Source organism: Ktedonobacter sp. SOSP1-85, from assembly GCF_016587415.1.
In the GTDB taxonomy this organism is placed as follows: domain Bacteria; phylum Chloroflexota; class Ktedonobacteria; order Ktedonobacterales; family Ktedonobacteraceae; genus Ktedonobacter.
In genome coordinates this window covers 1805009-1824850 of record NZ_BNJI01000001.1, presented here as the reverse complement: position 1 = coordinate 1824850, position 19842 = coordinate 1805009, and the positions used below count along the sequence as shown (strand labels likewise).

The following is a 19842-nucleotide window of genomic DNA, read 5'->3' as shown; positions in this document are numbered from 1 at the left end:
CACGAACCCGACTACGGTACAGTGTCAGATGCTGCTCGGCTTTAGCCGATGCGGAGTGTCACAGGGATGCTATAGGCCATGTTTACACGCGCTTTGTATAGGCCCTCATCGCAAAGATGTAGGCCACCACTAGAATGCCGACGCACCAAGCAAGCGCGACCCATATATTATTAGAGACTGGCTGTCCAGACAGTAAATCACGGATGGTTTCCACGATCGCCGTCACTGGCTGGTTTTCGGCAAAGACTCTGACTACAAACGGCATCGACTTGGTTGGCACAAACGCCGAGCTGATAAAGGGCAGGAAGATCAGCGGATACGAAAAAGCTGTTGCCCCGTCGATCGATTTGGCAGTCAGTCCAGGAATCACCGCCACCCAGGTTAACGCCAGCGTAAACAACGCGAGGATGCCAGCGACGGCAAGCCAGGACAGGATGCCCGCCGACGAACGAAAGCCCATCAACAACGCGACCAGCATGATGACCACCACCGAAAGCGCGTTGGAGACCATCGAGGTCAGGACATGTCCCCACAGCATGGTAGATGGAGCTATCGGCATGGAGCGAAAGCGCTCAATGATCCCCTTCTGCACATCGGTAAACAACCGATACGCGGTATAGGAGACCCCGCTCGCAATCGCAATCAGTAAGATCCCAGGGACTAAGTAATTGACATAATTGTCGGTCCCGGTTTGAATGGCGCCGCCGAACACATACACGAATAGCAACATCATCGCAATAGGCGTGATCGTGACGGTAAAGATGGTGTCCACACTGCGGAAGATATGGCGCATGGAACGACCAAGCATCACGCTCATATCGCTGAAAAAGTATTTCTGGATCGCTTCCTGCTTCTGGATCGTTGCCACTTACTTTCCCTCCTTCTTGCCAATGATGGCTAGGAATATCTCTTCCAAGGTCGGTTGTTTTTCCACATACTCCACTTCAGCCGGTGGAAACAGCTTTTTGAGCTCCGTGAGCGTGCCGCTGGCGATAATCTTGCCCTCATGGAGAATGGCAATGCGATCAGCAAGCTGTTCCGCCTCTTCCAGGTACTGGGTGGTTAATAAGACGGTCATGCCGTCATCCGCAAGTCCTTTCACCACGCTCCAGACCTCGATGCGCGCCTCGGGGTCAAGCCCGGTGCTCGGCTCGTCGAGAAACAGGATCGGTGGGGTTCCCACCAGACTCATCGCGAGATCAAGCCTGCGGCGCATCCCGCCTGAATACGTCGACGCCTTGCGGTTGGCGGCATCGGTTAACCCGAAACGGGTCAGCAACTCGTTGGCCACCTGGTGTGGCTGTTTGAGGTGGCGGAGCCTGGCGACCATAATCAGATTTTCTCGCCCAGTCAATATCTCATCCACGGCGGCGAATTGCCCGGTCAGACTGAGTGATTGCCGCACGTGGGCTGGTTTTGACGCCACATCAAAGCCGTTGACGATGGCCGCTCCGCTATCCTGTTTGAGTAGCGTGGTCAGAATTTTGATCAGCGTGGTCTTGCCCGCGCCGTTGGAGCCGAGCAGGGCAAAAATGCTGCCCTGCTCCACGGTGAAATTCACGCCTTGTAAGACATCGAGATTCTTGTATGATTTGTGCAGGTCGTTGACCTGAATGGCAATGTTGTGCATAAAAAATTCCTTATGAGAGAACAGTCACCTTCGAGACATCAGCCATTAAGCCTTTGAGGGCGGCATACGTTAATTTATCCATCATCGCGCCGTCAAAGCGAATGGATTGGATGGCACGCTTCAGAGACCAGATGCCCGTCTGGCGGAAAGAGACATTTTTGAGGGTCGCGCCCTGAAACGAAACATCCCTCAGTGCAGGCAGGTCAAACGTGACACCGATAAAGGTCTGCCCATCAAGTCGCTGTCCGGTCAGGTCGGAAGAGGCAAAGTTCACGCCGAGAAAGGTACAGCGTTCAAAAGTCGTTTTGCGCAGGTCAGTCTTCGTAAAATTGACATCAGTCAGCTTGATGCCGATGAATTTCGCTCCGACCAGCCCCGACTTGCTGAAGTTGGTGCGTACCAGGATGGCTTCGCTGAAGTTCGCATACACAAGGTCAAGGACAGAGAAGTCGCAATCGGTCAGATTAGCGCGCGTGAAATTGGCTTCACGGACGTCACTACCCCGAAACGAGCTCCCGGTGAGGTCCGCGCCCGTAAAGTCAGAGCCATGCAACGCGCTGCCTTTAAAGTTGCTTTTATGCGCAACCACGCCCGCGAAGTCGCTCTGTGGGAGATGGCTCGCACTCAAGTTGACGGCCACCTGCCGCTCCAGGGAGTGGGAGAGGTTGGCGACCTCCTGGACAGTTTGCTCAATATTGCCGATACTCTCAATGGTTATGTCGAAGGCTGTGTCATCATCCTTGCCCTCGGCTTTGAGCTCACGGAAGCGCTCCTGCAAATCGGAGAGCAGATCAGCCTTCAATTCGGTCGCGCTTTTGACCTCATCGTAGGGAGCAAACACGCCGTTGACATAGTTGGTCAATTTATCGTTCATATCAATACCTTTCTTTTACAATAAGTTCTCTAGCACGCGCTTCGCGTACTCCCAGTTGTGTTTGTTGCGATCGTAGGTTGCTTTCCCTTTTTCCGTAATCCGGAAGTATTTTCTTCTTCCGCCCTGAGATTCATCGCCCCAGTACCATTCGATATCCCCGTCGCTCTCAAGGCGCCGAACGCTGGAGTACATGGTGGCTTCTTTTAATTCATATTCCCCACCCGAGCGCTCAGCGATCAGCTTGACAATCTCGTAGCCGTAGCGGTCAGCTTCCGATAAGAGCCGTAAAATCATCGTATCGGTATGTCCGCGTAGCAGGTCGGAAGTCAGTTTGTTTTCACTCATATCATCACCTCGTGTTTGGAGTATACACCACAGTACTATGATTGTCAAGGTATTATTCTGATGATGATACTTTGTTGAACAAACCGAATCCCCGTTCTTCTGTGACCTCCCTGGTGAAAATGACAAGATATGGCTTTGGTCAGCTTTGCTTTGCTCTCAAGAGGCTTTCATGTCTGTTTCTTTTCCTCAAGATGGACAAAGTCAAGCGAAGAAAAGGGCGACTCCTCAGCCTGGGGTATTTCATCCGTTTCCAGGGAAAGAAGGCTCAGATTCAAGCGGCGCAGCGTTCCCAGCACTCCATGCAGCGCCGCCTGATCGAGGAGCGTGCCCGTGAGCAGAGTCGTTCCCGTGGCATCATCATGGAGAATGGTTAATCCTCCCAGCCATTCTTGCCAGGACGGGTCCAGGTGCCCTTTCACATAGATGTGGCAATGCATCTCGCGTGTATCCTCCGTTCCATCTCTTTCATTTCATAAGAAGAGTATAGAGAAGATCTGGGTGAGTCAGACTCATCCAGGTGGGTGATTCAAGTGGGTGATTCAGGGTGGGTGATAAAGAAGGATATTTATCAAGTCGGCCCGTAAAACCCTGGGCTTTAGCCCTTACACTTACACACAACTATTGGATCTGGAGAAAAAACGTGGAGGCGATGCGCTGCACAAGCCTCGTTTTTCCCACACGAGAAGTGGCCCGCTTCTCTCAGAAGAAGCCGCGTGTCTCGCCAAGCTTGAAGCACATCATTGCGCATCATTACGCGTTTTTCCTGGCGTCTTTCTCTCGCATGCTCATGCGGATCTTCTACAAACGTTCAAACTTGTGTGTAAGTGTAAGGCTTTAGCCCTAGGGATATAAGGGACGTTCCTTTTGTGGTGGATAGGGTGGTGGATATCCCCTTACCACGTAGCTCAATATATGCTACAATGTAATACATGAAAGACAAAACACCAACGAGTATCCGTCTGAGTGACGAAGGCAAGCGATTGCGTAAGTTGCTCGCAGAGAAATTAGGAATTAGTGAAAGTGCTGTCATCGAGATTGCACTGAGAAGACTTGCTGAATGGGAGGGTGTGAAGCGTGGGAATGAAAACCTTTAAATATTGCCTCTATCCCACCAAAGCGCAAGCTGAGAAGTTGGAGTGGACACTTGCCAGATGTTGCGAGTTGTACAATGCCGCTTTGCAAGAGCGACGTGAGATGTACAAATATACAGGCAAAGGCACCACCTACAACGCGCAAGCCAACCAACTTCCTGAAATCAAGGAGATCAGGGAAGAGTACAAGGACATCCACTCTCAAGTCTTGCAGGATACGCTTAAGCGAGTGGAGGGAGCGTTTAAAGCCTTCTTTCGCCGTGTGAAGGAAGGCAAGACACCGGGCTACCCCAGGTTTCAGAGCAGAAACCGCTATGATAGCTTCACCTATCCACAAGCAGGCTTTTCCATCGAGAACGGGCGTCTAGCCTTGTCCAAGATAGGGCATGTGAAGATCAAACTGCATTGCAAGGTGCTAGGGACCATCAAAACCTGCTCCATCAAGAGGGAGGGACATTGCTGGTACGCCTGCTTAGCCTGTGAAGTGGAGGCGATGCCACGCACGCCTTACACCGATGAGGCAGTGGGCATTGATCTGGGTGTTTCCAAGCTAGCAACCCTCTCCACTGGTGACGTGATTGAAAACCCCAAACACTATCGACGTGTAGAGAAGAAGCTTGCCAAAGCACAGCAGGCTCTTGAGAGAAAGAAACGAGGGTCCAAGAGACGGAAGAAGGCCGTACAGCGCGTGGCGAAGCTTCACAGGAAGACACGCAATCAGCGCAATGACTACTTGCACCAGTGGTCACGGCGTCTGGTGAACACCTATGAAACCATCGTGTTTGAGGATATCGCGCCTGCCAATCTCTCCAGACGGGCAAAGTCCAAACAAGATGAAGAGACAGGCAAGTATCTTCCTAATGGGGCCAGTGCGAAATCTGGCTTGAATAAAAGTATATTGGATGCTGGTTGGAGTCAATTCATCGCCTTCTGTCAGTACAAAGCTGAGAACGCTGGTACGGTACAGGTCGTGTTGGTTGACCCAAGATACACCAGCCAAGTGTGTAGCGGTTGTGGGATGGTTCGCAAGAAGACGCTTTCTGAGAGGTGGCACTCTTGCGAATGTGGCTGTGAGTTGGATCGTGACCACAATGCTGCCAGAAACATCAAAGCTCTTTGGCTCGGACGGAGCCTTCAGGAAGCGCAAGCCTCCTGAGAAGCCCCCGGATTTATCCGTGGGGAGTCGTCACAAGGCAAGAGAGGTGGTGAGTTGGAGTGATTAGAGCAGATGGAGGCTACGTGCGGCTGCACTCGCTTCTACGCGGTTGGTGACACCCATTTTGCGATACATGCTCTGCAGATGCGTCTTCACCGTATTGACCGAGACCACCAGGGCGCTCGCAATCTCCGGATTGGAGCGTCCGGCGACGAGCAGGCGCAGCACACGTCGCTCCTGGGGACTTAGCGGTTCGATGAGTGCTGCCGCAGCGTCAGCAGAGGTGTTGTATGGCACTTGCGCTAGAATCTGTTGAGGAGGGACAGGAAAGGCATCTCTTCTTTGCGCGCGCGGCTGCTCCTGCTCGAAAGCTGCCAGCAGAGTTGAGACATACGTGCGAGAAGCAGCAAATCTGCTTTGTTCCTCGTCTTGAGGTGCATCGAGGCAGCTTTGCAGCACCTGCTTCATTGGTTCTCCTGCCTCCAGATACACGCGAACATAGCCCTCCTGCGCAGTTTCGGTGAGCAGGCGCAGAGCCAGTTTTCTTGCTTGCTCCGTTTCTCCCCATTCTTGCAATACAACCACCTGGAGCGCCAGAATGGAGATGAGATCTGATCCTCGCTGATCGCTTTCTGTGCGGGTGCGCATCCGTTCCAGCAGATGCCATGCCTCTGTATACTTCCGTTGAGCGCGATAGACGCGAGCCAGAGCCACGTATTCCAATTCCCGCGTGACAGCCAACTCCTGAAAATTGAGGTCGGTGTCAGCAGCCCAGTTGGATGCCTCGGCCAGATTGCCCTGGGCCAACCAGATCTCGATGCGCTGGCTTATTATGGTAGAGCGATAGGTAGCATACCTATGGTCTTGAACGAGGCTCTCGAATTCTTTCAATGCCGCTTCAGCCTTTGGTATATCGCCCATTCTAGTAGCGAAGTGGACGCGGTTGCTCGTTTCCCGTATGCGCAGATGCATATTCTGCGAGACCTGCGCCAGAGGAAGCAGTTTTTGGTACCAGGCGTCTACCTCTTCCAATTGATTCCATTCATAGGAGAGCATAGCCAGCCCAAGATAGACATAGCCTACCGCCGCTTCCTCAAGCGCGATGTTGGGGCGAGACGCGAACAGATCCAACATTTCCAGGTACGTTTTGCGAGCCTGGCGAAGCAGCCCTGTGCTGAGATAAGCACCTGCTAGCCGCCCCCTGGCAGTGAAGGCCATATGGTAATTTCGCGATAGATCGTATTCTTGCGTCTCTTGCTCCAAGTAGGGGAGGAGCGAAGCGAGCTTGCCTTGTATCTCATAGCTCACCATCAAGCTATAGGTGGCGAACACTTTCCAATCCGCCTCTTCTTTTCCAATCAGAGCCAATATTTCCAGAGCGATGCGCTCCAGTTGCTCTGCATCTCCTGCCAGGAAAGCAGGCTGAATGGCGCTTATCAAACGCAACAGGCGGATATGCTGAGTGAGCCAAGTGGCATCTTGCTCTGGCAGAGTTGCATGGTCTTTGCACTGGGACGCTTGCTCCACGCGCACTATGATTTCGTCAACTTGAGCCATTACTTTGGTCCGTTGCTTTTCTGGGGAATATTGCGTGCTGCGAAGCAGATTGAGCATAGTGGTAAGAGCAATGCGCGCGTGTACTCGTAATACGGCTTCTGGCAACATCTTGATCCAACTATGCATCGTCTTCACCTCGCCACTCTGCCACATGTGCTCTGCTGCACGCTCCATCAAGAGGGCTGCGTACACAAAATCACCAGCTTGCAAGGCGTGTGCAATGGCTTCCCGCAACGCATCATGCTCCTCATACCAGCGCGCTGCTCTCAGGTGTAAGACCGGCAACAGCTCATGCTGTGTCGCCTGCAAACGCGCCAACAAGACCTCGCGAAAGAGATCGTGCAGGCGATACCATCGCCGCTCTTCATCCAGAGGGATCAGGAAAAGGTTATTGCGTTCCAGCACCTCCAGAAACTCCTGGCTGCGAGGTTCATCGGTTACAGCCAGACACAGATCCGCATTCATGCGTGGAAGCACAGCAACCTGAAGCAAGAACTGCTGCAGAGGCAGGGGCTGTTGTTTCAGAACCTCCTGCTGGATATAATCCATGAGATACCGATGACCCCCCGTAAAGGTCTGGAGAAAGGTTGCCCGGTCCTCTCGCCTGCGTAAAGCCAACGTGGCCAGTTGCAAGCCCGCAATCCAGCCTTGAGTGCGATCCTGTAACAAGTTCACCTCTTCCACCGAGAAGGGGAAACCCGGTGCCTGAACAAGAAAGCTGGTCGCCTCTTCTTGGGTAAAGCACAGATCAGGATCGCGGATTTCGAGCATCTGGCCCCGCATACGCCAGCGAGAGAGCGGCAAGTCAGGATCGATACGACTGGCAAGCACCAGATGCAGATTGACTGGCAGATGGTCGAGCAGGAACGTGAGGGCTTCGTGAATCGCTTGGTCCTCAATCATCTGATAGTCGTCCAGCACCAGGGTAATCTCGCTACCCTGCTCCAGGATCTCATTGATGAGTGTTGTCAAGATTGCCTGGATCGGCGCCGGCTGCGGGGTAGAGAGCATGTGGAGCGCGTCCTCTCCGACAGCAGGCAGGTATGTGCGCAGAGCCGCGATGACCGAGGCCCAGAAGCGGATGGGGTCATTGTCCCATTCATCGAGCGAAAGCCAAGCAACCTTGCGCGCAGAAGAACGCATGTGGATCGCCCATGTGGAGAGCAGCGTGGTCTTTCCGCTGCCAGCAGAGGCAGAAAGCAGGGTTAAGCGGTGAGCAGACACTGCGTCCAAGTCCCTAAGCAAGCGCTCTCTTGGTACCAATGCCAGAGGAAGTTGCGGATGAGCGAGTTTGGTCTGTAACAGAAGCATACTGCTCTTACTTGAAGCCTGTGACATCGTTTCTCTCCGTTGTTTCTTCTGCCTATTCACCTCATGAACTGGCAAGGATGAGTATAGCATACGAAAGAGAGCGTAGCTACAAGAGGACCCTGGTGATAGAGAAGGTGCGGCGGTAGGGGTTGCGCGTGGGACGTGTGAGCGTGTTCGTTCAGACGGCCCCCTTTGATCGACGGACGCGCCCGTACGCGATTTGGCGGAGATGAGAAAAGGTGTGGATTGGATTAATGGGTATTTTGTGCCTTGACATACTTCTATTCGCTCCTCTACAATTTGAGCAGGTGCGGCACTGACTTATGTGACCTACCTGAAAAATTCTGTAGCGAGAATAGAAGAGCATGGTGGATTATTCAGGACGAACTATAGATAATTATCATCTTCTGCGACAGTTAGGAAAGGGAAGTTTTGGTGAAGTCTATCTCGCTGAACATATCCACCACAAAAAGCTGTTTGCGGTCAAAATTTTGCGAGCACGGTTGAACAAGGACAATTTACGAAGCTTCCTCAATGAGGCTCGTGCTTTTCGCCTGGATCATCCTCACATTATGCGCATCAGAGACTTTGGCCTCGATGAGGATCTCCCATTTATTGTCATGGACTACATTTCTGGGGGGACGCTTCGCCAGTTACATCCACCAGGCATCCCACTTCCGCTTAAAACGATAGTTTCCTATGTGAACCAGGTTGGCGCTGCGCTTCAATTCGCTCATGATGATGGATTGGTTCACCGTGACGTGAAGCCGGAAAATATGCTCATTGATTCCCGGGGAAAAATTCTGTTGAGTGACTTTGGGATTGTGACCTCTTCACATAGCTGGAATCCCTCTCACACCTCGGGCGTGGCCGGAACGCCAGTCTATATGGCACCAGAGCAAATACAGGCCAGGCCTGTGCGAGCGAGTGATCAGTACGCACTTGCTACAATCGTGTACGAATGGTTGGTTGGTGTGCCTCCCTTCCTGGGCACTATGGCAGAACTGGCTGTCAAACATTTGACTGTATTTCCCCCTGGTTTACGCGAACAAGACCCCACTATTCCCCTTGAAGTAGAGCAGGTGGTAATGAAGGCGCTGGCAAAAGATCCTGGGCAACGTTTCGCTAGCGTAGGCGAGTTTGCAGAGGCTTTAGAGAAAGCCAGTAAACCACCATTGGGGACGACGCTCCTTGTCCTCGACACGCATATTGATCTGATAACATCTCTTGCCTGGTCCCCCAATGGCCTCTATCTTGCCTCAAGCAACGGAAAAACTGTTGCCCTTTGGGATCCCGAGACCAGTCAACTCCTTGCCACTTATACAGGGCATCGCCGTGACGTCACAGCCGTTGCCTGGTCGCCTGACGGCACCTGTCTTGCTTCCGCAAGTAGTGACAGGACCGTCCAGATATGGGAGGCTATGACCAGAAAGCCCGTACGAATGTATCAGGAACATACTGATGATGTCTTTGCTGTTGCCTGGTCACCTGATGGCACTTATCTTGCTTCTGCTGGTAGCGATCGATCCGTACGTGTGTGGGAGCCAACTACTGGTAAGACGCTCTCTACGTATCATGGACATATTGACGATATTTTAGCCGTTGTGTGGTCCCCCAAAGGGAAGCTTCTTGCCTCTGCGAGCTATGACACCACTGTGCATGTCCATGATATTCTCAGCGGTAGGCAGGTATTGACCTATGGGGGCCGTGCCGGTGTCTACGCGCTGGCGTGGTCCCCCGATGGCGCACTGCTTGCCTCTGCAAGTTATGATCAAACAGTCCAGGTACGCGAGGTACCGAGCGGACGCTTAGTTCAGGAGTATCAGGGCCATACAGCTGGCATATTTGCGTTGGCGTGGTCCTCTGACGGGTCCTTTATTGCCTCGGGCGATGATGAGAAAACTATCCATATCTGGGAGGCCTCGACCGGAAAGCTTGTGCATATCTATCGAGGGCACGTGCGCGGCGTACGCTCCCTTGCCTGGTCACCTGATGTTTCTCCCATCAACGCCCGTATTGCCTCTGGCGGTTTGGATCGCGTAATCCTGATATGGCAGGCATCATAACACCCTTGGAGACCGATTCATCCCCTACGATCTCTTCTCTGTGGACTCTTCCTTTTGTGAAAGAGGCCTTTCTTGCCGGACCTTGGGACTGGCATCTGCGTAGCAACAGAGGGGGGTGGAGATGATGTGCTCCCTGGGAGCACATCATCCCATGGGTGCTCCGCCTCAATGTACTTTATCCCTTGTAGGGCAAGCACATTAGTTGGTGACTGGGCTAGCACTTGTTTCCATTGGTGCTGGGCCTCCATCAAATCATGTAATTCGAAACACGCCAGCGCCAGGGCATTACGGGCCTCGATATCCTTCGGGCACCAGTACACCACCGCCGCAAAGAGATCGCGTGCCTGCTCAAAAGAACCATTACGCGCCTTGAGGAGTCCAGCATTAAAGAGCTGCGCTGGATATTGAAGCAACCGTACATAGCTTTGCAGCGGTGTTCCACAACGCCTGCATTCTTGTGCGCGTGCATCATTCTCGGCCTGGCAGCTACTTTCGGGGCATGATACTTTCATTTCGCAACTCTCCTGTGTGGCATTGTGTTTATTGATTGGAGAATGCTCCATACTATGAGGTATGGTCCTCTACCAACTTGCCATCGTCTCCATCTTCTTGGGAGTTGACCAAAACGTTCTTTATCTGTTGGAGACGTACCCAGGCTTGATTGGCCCGATGCTGTACCAACAGAGGATTGGTCTGGATATCCCGTGCTGCCGCATTGAGTTGATTCTTGATGAGGATGATTTCGTTCTGAAAATCTTTCCGTTTCCTCCCAGTGGCAATTTGATCAATTTCTGTCGCCTCCACAAGGATACTATGGATATAGCTTGCCGCCTTTTCAGATTCTGAGAGAGTATTTTCACTTTTCACAGCCTTGGCATACAAAAGCGCTAGATGGTCACGCAAGGCATAGAGCGCAACAAGTGCATTTGTATATCTGGTCTGGTCTCCAGCTTGGAATGCCTGATCGCCTTGTATTTGTTGAGTCTCGATTGCCTTGCTGATTTCTCGACTATTATAGCCTTGCTGGGTAATTCCTGAATAGGTAGATAGTGCTTCAACAAAATTTTTGAGATTGAGACACTCCCCCACAACCTTCTCAAACACGTCTCGTGGAGGTTCAATTGAGCTCTGAGTGGGAGCAATGCTTGCAACTAGCTCCTCCAACTCCTCAAAATCATGAACGGCCTGTTCAAGCTCCTCTTTCTCAACAGCGGCCTCGTAGCTCTCTCTTGCCTTTTTATATTGTTCTTCAACACGGCTCTTCTTCTGAGTGTGCAGTGTTGTTGTCAATTTTTGAAATGACTCATCGAGAGCCTCTACTTCAGTGGCAGTCGGCGGCTTTCGCTCTGGTGGAGGCTCGATCTGCGTCTCAAAGGTTTTCTTGCCAATTGTGCCTTTGACAGTTATACCTGCCAGTTCGTCGACGTGAAGCGTAAAGTGAACGGGGGTTCCTTTCGCCAGAGTGGGAAGGTCCTCAATGACAATTTCTTTGACCATTTTCTTCTGTTGGTATAAAGGTAAGCGGAGTCGCTGCGTATTGCCGGGGTGATAAAAGACGTCATCTTGGCTGGCAGGTAAGGTGCTCAGCGCCTTGATGAGTTCCTTCCTATATGGTTTGCCATCGCGGCTGACTTCTAGAGAGAGAGCTTTGGAGAGCAAGGCGGTTCCACTAGAACCACCGGTTGGGCGTAACGCATCCTTGCTCTGGCTTATGGAGTGATTCACGGTCGCGATCAGGGTATCGCTACCGCTAAAAATCTCAAACGTGAGTAGATTCTCGGCTGAAGTTTGTAACGGGACACGTGTAAAGCCGAAAGAATTGCCTCTTTTCAACGCTTGCTCATCCTCAAAGCTTAGATCTGGAATGGTGAGCCGGATGTATCCATCGGTAAGATCGAGGTCAGGGGCAAGCGCCTCAACTCGCCCTCCAATGGTGACTTGTCTGGTGGCGGTGACGCTAATCCCACGGAAGAGTACACGTACGGAGCGCTGTGCATCATAGTTGATTACTCCGCCGGTGGCAGAGGCGCGAATCGCGGCTCCTAAAGCTACAATAGTGTCGACCTTCTTATAAACAGGCTCAGTACATTTTGCTCGGGGGTCAGAGGCCGTTGGATCAGCACAAAATGTCTGGCGCACGAGCTCTCGCACCAACGGAATATGTGTCGTTCCGCCTGCGAGAATGATGGCATCGATATCGGCCAGGGTAATACCGGCCTTTTTCTGCGCGAGCTCCAAGGCCTGGTAGCAATAGGGGATGGTTCTTGCGATAATGGGCCGCATGAGTGCCTCGATTTCGTCGCGCTCAAATGGGATATCAATGTTGACGGGCTGTCCCTGCTTATCATAGAGACTTGACTGACTGCGTAATATGAACTCATCTGACGTAGAAAGCGCCTTCTTCACGCCCTCAGCCAGGAGTCTGAGCTTTTCAAAGCGGTGGCGATCCTCAAGGTCATTTTTTATGTCCAGGTCGAGAGCATACTCTTCACTTAATAGGCGTTGACGCAATTCTTCGGCCAGTATACTATCAATGTCATCACCACCCAGCCGGTTGTTTCCACTAATACCTAGAACCTCAAATGCTCCCTCAATACTACGCAGGATGGAGACGTCAAAGGTACCTCCACCAAAATCGTAGACCAGGAAGATTCCATTCTGTACCTGGTTTTGCCAGCAGTAGTAGCTTGCGGCAGCGGTTGGCTCATGCAATAACTCCAACACTTGAAATCCAGCCATCTCAGCGGCCTTGCGTGTTGCCTCTATCTGAGGCTGGTCAAAATAGGCGGGCACAGTCACAATAGCGCGATCAACGATCCATTCTGCGCTCTCACTGGAAAAACGCGCGACATCTTCTTCAATTTGCTGTTTCATTTCGCGTAGTATCAGCGAAGATACCTGTTCCGGCGTCAGTTGTTCATCCCCCAGGCGTACCGATGTTCGTTTGCCCATGACGCGTTTGACCGATCTAATGGGTTCAGGCGTCGTCCCGATGCGCTGAAAAGCTTTGGTGCCAACAATTTTTTGTAGGCTCCGGGGATCCTTCCAGACACAACTTGGCGTGGTCTCTCGCTTTGTTTTAGGATCTTTATGCAACACTATATCTGTATCGGTGGGGTTCATTATGGCGACCGCGCTATTGGTGGTGCCCAGGTCGATACCGATCGCTTTACTGATTTGTTGCCTGGCCATTCTCTTTATGCTCCTCGTATGAACGTGCGACTGCATGATGATTGCCATCTCTTGGCTCGGACTCAAGTGGTGCCCCCATCACAACCCGTCCGGCTCGAACCAGTGCGGGGCCTTGGTGAGCCTGGAGCATGCGTATGATGGGTTCATAGACGTCTATGACTATCTCTTCAGTCAGGTGTTGCTGGTGTCGCCACTGCTCAATTTCCACAAAATCGGCGACCTCTTCATATGATTTGCCGAGCGGAAATTCTATCTCAATACCAGCAGATGTCAGGGCTTCAAGCATTTGATCTTTAATGATGCAGAGAGACTTATAGAGGCGTGGCAATGTCTCCTGCCTCCCTTGGAGGCGGCTGCCCGGGTCTGAGCTGGAAAAAGACGATGAAGAGCGCTGCAAAAGCATTTCTAGCTGAGCCACTAGTACAGCCTGTTCCGCCAGGGCCGCAAAACTGGTTTGAAATGCTTCTGCCTCGGCCCGGCGACCCTCGGTGAGGGAGGCATAATGGACACGTAGTAAGGCCGCTACCTCTGCAGCTGGTGAAAGCAACTCGTATTCCAGAGGGAGTGCCTCACGCTCTTTAAAAATGCTCCAATCAGGTAAGTTACCCGCAGATGACATCCCATTCCTCCAACGGCAACGTATATCTGGGCACAAATGGTGAGCTATGAAGCACGGGTTCCGGGTCGGCTTCCGCTATGGTTATTTCGCTCTCCAAAAGCTGCTGAAGCAGTTCCGTCGCATTCACATCTTCTACGCTCAGAGGGGGGGTCTCCTGCGCTAACGTTGCCAGGGTCACGGGCTTTCTTCGATGCCTACGTATAAAAGCCTCCCACTCTTCGTCTTCATACTGCGCCTCAGGGAACTCAAATAGCTCGTATGCCAGGCGAGTACGTACATTGGTCTTTAATTGTTCAGTTGCCCAGCGGAAGAGCATCTCCTCTTCTTTTGATTCAGCAAGTTGGTACAGTTCCTCTCCACGAGCGACGATCTCCGCCAGGGTTGCCCGCGTTGACAGCCGAAGGATATGAAAAGGATTTGGTTTCTCAGGTGTGATCATTTTTTGGTCTCTCTCTCAGATGAAAGATGTTTATTTAACTGATCAAGCTGTGTCTTTGCTGGGTTATTCGCACTATTAAACTCCAGCGCTTCTTCTAAAAGGCCCCTTGCGAAAATGAGCATTGCCCTGGCCAGGTGATTTTCTGTAGAGGCATTTTTCCCCTCTTCTACATACTTGAGTGCCATCTGCGCTAGGACCGTAGAAAGCTGTTGTGTGATCATCTTGTTATTTTCGTGCTCTGTATCCAACTCCAGGGCTTGTCTCAAGTATTTATCCGCCTTCTCAAGCTGACCCAGATTGGTGCAAGTGATACCATGCTGATAATATGCAGTTATGTGGAGTTGACGCGCCCTTCTACTCAGGCGCGATGTTGAGGGCACTCGCGCTATATTCTGAAGGGCCTGATCAAAGAAATTCTTGGCCAGTGCCTCCTCTGCCTCCTTGAGCAGACGCGCATTGTCCTCTTCGGGTACAAGCTCTTCCATCTCCTGGATGAGTTGCTGCGTAGCAGGGTTCTGAGGATTGAGGATAGCAGCTTGCTTTCCACGGCTTAGGGCCTCTGTATAACGTCCCTCTGAGGCAAGCCAGCGTCCATGGCGGAGACAAATTGTGGCGTGTTCTGCCTGGAGCCCCGATGGACTCTGTATAAGCGGTTCCGCCTCGTCAATAGCCTGGTACGCTCGTTCAAACTCCCCCTTTTCTGCGTAGGCATGCAGATCCCGTTTGAGCTGTACAAGCGCCTGAACGCGTGCATCTTCCAGCATTTCCTCTGAATTGGTGTAACCCGGGCTCCAGGATAGTGAGGCTTCGTAATCTCGTATGGAAAGCAGAGAATTATCGCGCACGTAGCCGCGGTAGTTCAAGTGTCTCGCGAGCGCCTGGTTCTCGGGCGCATAGGCATTTTTCTTTTCGCAGAGAGGAAGCAAACGGTCTGCTATCGCGCTGGCCCGCATCACGATTCGCTGCATTTCTTGTTTGCCCATGTTGAGGTACAGATCGTAACTCCAATCGTTGTACCAATCGAGGCATGTTACCAGGACGCGCGTAATGGGAACATCAAGCAAGATAAAAGGTTCAAGCAGATCAATGCCTCCCGGGTAGTTTTGGCGGATACCTGAGGGAAGGCTTTTAATCTCCTCGGCGTTCTGGAGAGCCTTCTCTGCGTCCATCAGCAGCGATGCTCCCCATTCATTGAGTAACTTGCTTGCCTGGCTGCTAACGTACTGTATTCTGCGATTATCGATATCTATCGCATAAGGAAGCCCATATGTACTGAGGGAAGAGCATAACTGTTGTTCTCCTGACCGGCAGATGTCAAGGCAACGCGAGTGGGTTCGCGCCCGCTGGTAGTTTCCGGTCGCGAAATCCTTCTTCCCGCTTGTGCTGTGAAAAGTGAGGATGGTATCGAGTGCATCATGCCACACCTCCTCCTGTTGGAATGGGTCCAGGGTAGAACGCCCTCCCTGTTCATTTATTCCCCGCATCAACGCAAAGTAGTACCAGAAGGTTTCTGAACTTAGCAGCAGGACCCAGAGAGCCGTGCTTACCTCCCAGTCCCTTTCTGCGTCCTCCTGTCTGGCAAGCTTTGCCAGGGCCACTTCTCTATAGAGAACGCTGATGAGGTGCATAAAAGGCACTTCCGCCTGATGCTCTTGCAGTGCCAGGCCCCATTCGTGCTTTATCTGTTCGTGATCATCGTTCACAAGTGCCGTGGCAAGTTGGGGATGCTGCCCAATGACCTGGCCTATAGCGTGGTATCGCCCCGGTACAACCTCTACATCATCGAAGCCCGGAAAGAGGAACGCAAGCAAGCGCATGGTTGCGGCCCGTAATTCGATTTTGCGTGCTCGCTCCAGTAACATCTGTTTCGTTTCGGTCCCATTTGGCTTTGCTCCTGCCCAATGGGCAGCTTGCCGTAAATACCTGGAAGCTTCAAGATATTCCCTTTCAGCGAGCGCCGTAACCGCTTGGTGGCTTAAGAAGCGAAAGCACTCCTGCTGCCAGCTAGCTGTCTGTTGGTTATCATCTGCGTCGCGCAGTGCCTGTTCCCATAGACGAGAGGCTGATGCTGTTTCACCAAGCACTGCCGCAACTCGTGCCAGCGAGGCTGCCTGTTCGCGCGATTGTCTTGAGTGTGATAGATCGGTAAGAATTTTGGGAATGAAGGCGGGGACGCTGCCTTTATTGAGCGCATAGATGGTCAATAAAGGAAGAACACGTTCTATATAAAAGGGGGTCAGGCTCTTTCGCGCCTGCTGGCGGAGAAGCGCTTCGTAGCCCTGTTCTGCCTTCCCGCTGTTGAAAGCCAGCACCATACTCAGGCTTTTACTAAACTGCGCTCGTTCCGGTGAGGTTTCTCCGGGTGAGACGTCGTGAGATGGGTTAATACGTCCATGTAAGAGGTCAGCCAGTATGGAGCAAACACGACCGAGCCAGGTGTCATTGGGTACGATTGTACGCAGAATGGTGCTGGCTTCCTCGCGTTGGCTGTTGTGGCTGTAGATAAAGGCAAGCAAGATCTGCAATTGCCTGTTGTCTGGATCTTGCAGTATGCGCTGAGCCACATCCTGTCGTAGTGCCCGGCGCTGTTGCCCATCGGCATTCACATAGAGAATGTGTAGCGCAGCCGCCACTCCTATCTGGCATGCGATCCGAATTTTCGGGTGCTTCCTGCTCTGTGCCGCTAGTTGCTCCAGGAATGGAAGCAATAAACGTGCCTGTTCTCTTTGCTTTCCCTCGCTAACCATATGGGCAATTGCTTGAGCGAGTTCGCAGAGAGCTACTGGCTCTAAGTGCTCCACAGCCTCCAGTACTGTTTGCAGTTCCGTAACAGCACTAGCGACGTCATGGAAGCTTCCATACCATAGAAGACCCAATGCTACATACCACATGAGCCATGGTTCTCGCTGTGCAGGTGTCAGTGCTCGGTAGGCGTGCCAGAGCTTTGGGTAGGTTTCAGCCCGCTGCTCAGAGAAGGCAATAAAATGAGCGCACCATGAAAGTACTTCACTATTACCTGGTAGTGTTTGTCTACCTTGATCTAACGCTTTCCGCCATGCCATCGCTGCCTGGGTACGGTATCTTTGAAGCTGTTCCTGTGGTAGGACACTTTGTGTGGTTTTGTACAAATAGAGATGGCCTAGAACGTAGTAGGCTTTAGCCAGACCCTCTTCAGCCAGACGTTCATTGAGCTCGATAGCTCTATCCAGCTGTCCCTCGCGTCCCTCCACATATGCCTGAAGCAAGCGTATTTTGCTATCGCGCCGCCCGGGAAAGACCTCATTCAGGTGGCGCTTTCCCGTATTGAGTTTGCCCTCGCGCAAAAAAAGAACTGCCAGGAGAAGCCGTGCTTGATGGTGAGAGAGCGTCAGGGCTGCTTTTTCCAGGAGAGTGATCCCCTGAGCCTGGTCCTGCCAGCGTAACGCCTGTACTCCCCGCCAGAAGAACTGATCGGCAAGAGGCAAGCGCGCGAAGAGGGGGTGTGCAATCAATCGATTCGTTACCTCCTGCTCCCCGCTACGTACCGAGCAGGCCAACCTTGTGCGTAGCACCTCTATCTCCTCAACGAGGTATGTTGTTTCTACCTCCCTCAGGTGGGTACCGGAAAAGCCTTCCCTTGCTAGGGCGAGGCGTATCTCTATAATATGTGCACGCGAATGCTGTTCAGGATTTCTCTTCATTTCTGTGAGAAGTTCCTGCATCTGTTGTTGCTCCAGGGCGGGATCTATCTCCAGGAGCAGGCAGGCGACTGTCCAGCGCCCTGACCAGTTCGCAAGTGCCCGAAGGCAACGTACCGCGCTCTCGCGATTGCCGGAGAGGATTTCTGCCCAGGCCGCATAGTAGCCCCATTGAGGATATTCTGGACACTTTTCGGCAAGAGGTGAAAGCAGATGAGCCGCTTGCTGGATATCGCCGTTTAGCAAGCATATGCGTCCAAGGGTTGCCTCAGCTATATCGCCGACATAGATGTGTAAATGTAGCTCTTTGAGACGAGCAACGTCTTCAACAGAGCATGGCAACGGGCCAGGGAGAACGCTTGTGTCGAGCCATTCAATGATTGTGCATAGCTGAAATAGTCCCGCGATCACGGGGTCTTGCATATACTCCGAGTTTGGGAAATGATCCTTCACCTCGCCATATCTGCCAAGTTGGATCCAGGAAGCCAGCTGCCCAATACGGGCGGTCCTATCGTTAGGGTCTGCAACCAGGGCACTGCTAAAATACGTACTCGCTTCAGCGGGTGAATCCTCAATGAGTAAACTGTAGAGCCCTTGGGTAGTACGCATGTGAGGAACTAAAATATGAAGGGGAGCCAGGCGCTCTGTGATTTGAAATATGCGTTTGAGCTGGGTATGTTCCACAGAAAAGTCGAGATTACACAAACGGGTAAGTAACGCTAAGATGGTCGATTCAGCATACACCTGGGGTATTGATTGAATATGGTCTATGTATATGTCGAGGACATCATCCTCAAGCACCTCGTTTCGAGCTAATGCATGAGCACAGTAAACTCTCTCCTCACGGTTGGTGGAAGGGTTGCGATATGTGAGAGCAAACAGCTTACACGCCTGAACGGGTTGGTTACGTGCTTCGTAGGCCCGGGCAGCTCGTAACCATATATCGGCGGGGCGTACTCCATTGAGCTCCTCAGGGCTGCTTGTGACAAGCATATTGCCCATATCTTCTACCGCTGCCAGGTCATCCTCGCTTAAGTGAGGCAGGCGGCTCTGATCAAGAAGCGTTTCTAGGAAGGGAAGCCATAAATGGATGGATTTAGTTGGCGAATGATGCATTTGTTTTCGTACTTTGCGCAAAAGCACCAGAGCGACCGAAGGATCAGGTTCCGCTAGCGCCTGCTCCCATTGCTTCTTGAGACGCCCCTCACTTGTAAATTTATCCCAAAAAGATGTCTTTGGTTCCATACGCGTGTAACTTTCCAGAATCTTTCTGCCGTACCTGCATAAGTATATCTTATTTTAGCGAATCACATCTATGAGCTACATCACAGCTTATGGCTTCTGGGAGGTTTAACAGCAGGTGCCAGCATTCGGCTATCTGCTGTGTATAAGGTGCCCCTTGTAGAATATCGCCTGCATATGAGCCTGCGCGGTCGCGATTGGCTCCCCACGCATCAGCATACCTTTTTCCTCAAGGCAGGGGCTTGACCCTACTGCTACACTCCTCAAAGGCGGTAACAAAAGAGACGATGCAGGTGGCGCCGCGTTCTGGGAGGCCGTCCCCAGATCCAGGGTTTGGCTCGGTGGTTGAGTTGCGCCGTAGCGACCTGCATCGCTCAATCTCATGAGCATTGGCAAAACTCTGGCCTGCGAACGCATCACGTCGGAAGAGGCGCCACCAACCTTCTTGCAGATTGAGCCAACACGCCCCTTTGGGGATCGAGCATACAAGCGGGTAAGGCAATGTTCGAGCCTCATTCATCAATGCACACCAGCTTACTTGTATCCAACGTTTTGGCTTGCTCGCGCCAGGCAGTGCGGTCGGCTTCATTCTGCTCACTCGCCCGTAAGGTCTTTTTCTTCCGGGTCCAGTTCAAACGCCGGA

At 52.2% G+C, this 19842-nt stretch carries 14 protein-coding genes and 1 pseudogene; 2 read left to right on the top strand and 13 right to left on the bottom strand.

The annotated features are described in order from the left end of the window. Positions 1-82 precede the first annotated feature (82 nt). From KTE_RS07740 to KTE_RS07720, 5 genes are all read right to left on the bottom strand, one after another. Entirely contained in the window at positions 83-817 is a 735-nt protein-coding gene (locus KTE_RS07740; protein WP_201387003.1) for an ABC transporter permease, read from the bottom strand. 51 nt (positions 818-868) lie between these two features. Beyond that, the gene (locus tag KTE_RS07735; protein WP_201380012.1) at positions 869-1630 is read right to left on the bottom strand and encodes an ABC transporter ATP-binding protein; all 762 of its coding nucleotides are present in this window, start codon (positions 1628-1630) and stop codon (positions 869-871) included. A 10-nt stretch (positions 1631-1640) separates the two neighbouring features. Next, complete coding sequence (locus tag KTE_RS07730; RefSeq protein WP_201380010.1) at positions 1641-2504, bottom strand: pentapeptide repeat-containing protein; 864 nt, start codon at positions 2502-2504, stop codon at positions 1641-1643. Positions 2505-2519: 15 nt separating this feature from the next. Then, entirely contained in the window at positions 2520-2849 is a 330-nt protein-coding gene (locus KTE_RS07725; protein ID WP_201380008.1) for a PadR family transcriptional regulator, read from the bottom strand. Between the two features lie 167 nt (positions 2850-3016). Beyond that, positions 3017-3286, bottom strand: a complete 270-nt coding sequence (locus tag KTE_RS07720) for a hypothetical protein (protein ID WP_236600318.1) — start codon at positions 3284-3286, stop codon at positions 3017-3019. Positions 3287-3929: 643 nt separating this feature from the next. Here KTE_RS07720 and KTE_RS07715 point away from each other — a divergent pair. Next, a complete protein-coding gene (locus tag KTE_RS07715; RefSeq protein WP_201380005.1) occupies positions 3930-5096 on the top strand; it encodes an RNA-guided endonuclease TnpB family protein in 1167 nt (388 codons plus the stop codon). Between the two features lie 63 nt (positions 5097-5159). On the opposite strand, the gene KTE_RS07710 is transcribed toward KTE_RS07715, so the two are convergent. After that, complete coding sequence (locus KTE_RS07710) at positions 5160-7991, bottom strand: LuxR C-terminal-related transcriptional regulator (RefSeq protein WP_201380003.1); 2832 nt, start codon at positions 7989-7991, stop codon at positions 5160-5162. A 338-nt stretch (positions 7992-8329) separates the two neighbouring features. On the opposite strand from KTE_RS07710, the gene KTE_RS07705 reads away from it, so the two are divergent. Beyond that, positions 8330-10030 carry a WD40 repeat domain-containing serine/threonine protein kinase gene (locus KTE_RS07705; protein ID WP_201380001.1) on the top strand — a complete coding sequence of 567 codons (1701 nt, stop codon included), beginning with the start codon at positions 8330-8332 and terminating at the stop codon, positions 10028-10030. Between the two features lie 17 nt (positions 10031-10047). Here KTE_RS07705 and KTE_RS07700 read toward each other — a convergent pair whose 3' ends face one another. From KTE_RS07700 to KTE_RS49485, 7 genes and pseudogenes are all read right to left on the bottom strand, one after another. Beyond that, a complete protein-coding gene (locus KTE_RS07700; protein ID WP_007906859.1) occupies positions 10048-10542 on the bottom strand; it encodes a zinc ribbon domain-containing protein in 495 nt (164 codons plus the stop codon). Positions 10543-10594: 52 nt separating this feature from the next. Further along, positions 10595-13222 (bottom strand): Hsp70 family protein, encoded by a 2628-nt coding sequence (locus KTE_RS07695; RefSeq protein ID WP_201379999.1) that lies wholly within the window; start codon positions 13220-13222, stop codon positions 10595-10597. After that, the gene (locus tag KTE_RS07690; RefSeq protein ID WP_201379998.1) at positions 13200-13841 is read right to left on the bottom strand and encodes a hypothetical protein; all 642 of its coding nucleotides are present in this window, start codon (positions 13839-13841) and stop codon (positions 13200-13202) included. The genes KTE_RS07695 and KTE_RS07690 overlap by 23 nt, the downstream gene beginning before the upstream one ends. Further along, positions 13825-14280, bottom strand: a complete 456-nt coding sequence (locus KTE_RS07685; protein WP_201379997.1) for a hypothetical protein — start codon at positions 14278-14280, stop codon at positions 13825-13827. The genes KTE_RS07690 and KTE_RS07685 overlap by 17 nt, the downstream gene beginning before the upstream one ends. Further along, positions 14277-19202, bottom strand: a complete 4926-nt coding sequence (locus KTE_RS07680) for a hypothetical protein (RefSeq protein WP_201379996.1) — start codon at positions 19200-19202, stop codon at positions 14277-14279. Before KTE_RS07680 ends, KTE_RS07685 begins: the two co-directional genes overlap by 4 nt. A gap of 260 nt (positions 19203-19462) precedes the next feature. Beyond that, a pseudogene (locus KTE_RS49490) lies at positions 19463-19677 on the bottom strand (IS630 family transposase); the annotation flags it as partial. Positions 19678-19711: 34 nt separating this feature from the next. After that, entirely contained in the window at positions 19712-19834 is a 123-nt protein-coding gene (locus KTE_RS49485) for a hypothetical protein (protein WP_374226769.1), read from the bottom strand. Positions 19835-19842: the final 8 nt, after the last annotated feature.

What these genes read in the sequence shown, in the direction of transcription:
- KTE_RS07700 (WP_007906859.1), bottom strand. Translation starts at nt 10,542, where the DNA reads ATGAAAGTATCATGCCCCGAAAGTAGCTGCCAGGCCGAGAATGATGCA.
- KTE_RS07720 (WP_236600318.1), bottom strand. Translation starts at nt 3,286, where the DNA reads ATGCATTGCCACATCTATGTGAAAGGGCACCTGGACCCGTCCTGGCAA.
- KTE_RS07680 (WP_201379996.1), bottom strand. Translation starts at nt 19,202, where the DNA reads ATGGAACCAAAGACATCTTTTTGGGATAAATTTACAAGTGAGGGGCGT.
- KTE_RS07705 (WP_201380001.1), top strand. Translation starts at nt 8,330, where the DNA reads ATGGTGGATTATTCAGGACGAACTATAGATAATTATCATCTTCTGCGA.
- KTE_RS07740 (WP_201387003.1), bottom strand. Translation starts at nt 817, where the DNA reads ATGAGCGTGATGCTTGGTCGTTCCATGCGCCATATCTTCCGCAGTGTG.
- KTE_RS07725 (WP_201380008.1), bottom strand. Translation starts at nt 2,849, where the DNA reads ATGAGTGAAAACAAACTGACTTCCGACCTGCTACGCGGACATACCGAT.
- KTE_RS07735 (WP_201380012.1), bottom strand. Translation starts at nt 1,630, where the DNA reads ATGCACAACATTGCCATTCAGGTCAACGACCTGCACAAATCATACAAG.
- KTE_RS07715 (WP_201380005.1), top strand. Translation starts at nt 3,930, where the DNA reads ATGAAAACCTTTAAATATTGCCTCTATCCCACCAAAGCGCAAGCTGAG.
- KTE_RS07685 (WP_201379997.1), bottom strand. Translation starts at nt 14,280, where the DNA reads ATGATCACACCTGAGAAACCAAATCCTTTTCATATCCTTCGGCTGTCA.
- KTE_RS07695 (WP_201379999.1), bottom strand. Translation starts at nt 13,222, where the DNA reads ATGGCCAGGCAACAAATCAGTAAAGCGATCGGTATCGACCTGGGCACC.
- KTE_RS07710 (WP_201380003.1), bottom strand. Translation starts at nt 7,991, where the DNA reads ATGTCACAGGCTTCAAGTAAGAGCAGTATGCTTCTGTTACAGACCAAA.
- KTE_RS07730 (WP_201380010.1), bottom strand. Translation starts at nt 2,504, where the DNA reads ATGAACGATAAATTGACCAACTATGTCAACGGCGTGTTTGCTCCCTAC.
- KTE_RS07690 (WP_201379998.1), bottom strand. Translation starts at nt 13,841, where the DNA reads ATGTCATCTGCGGGTAACTTACCTGATTGGAGCATTTTTAAAGAGCGT.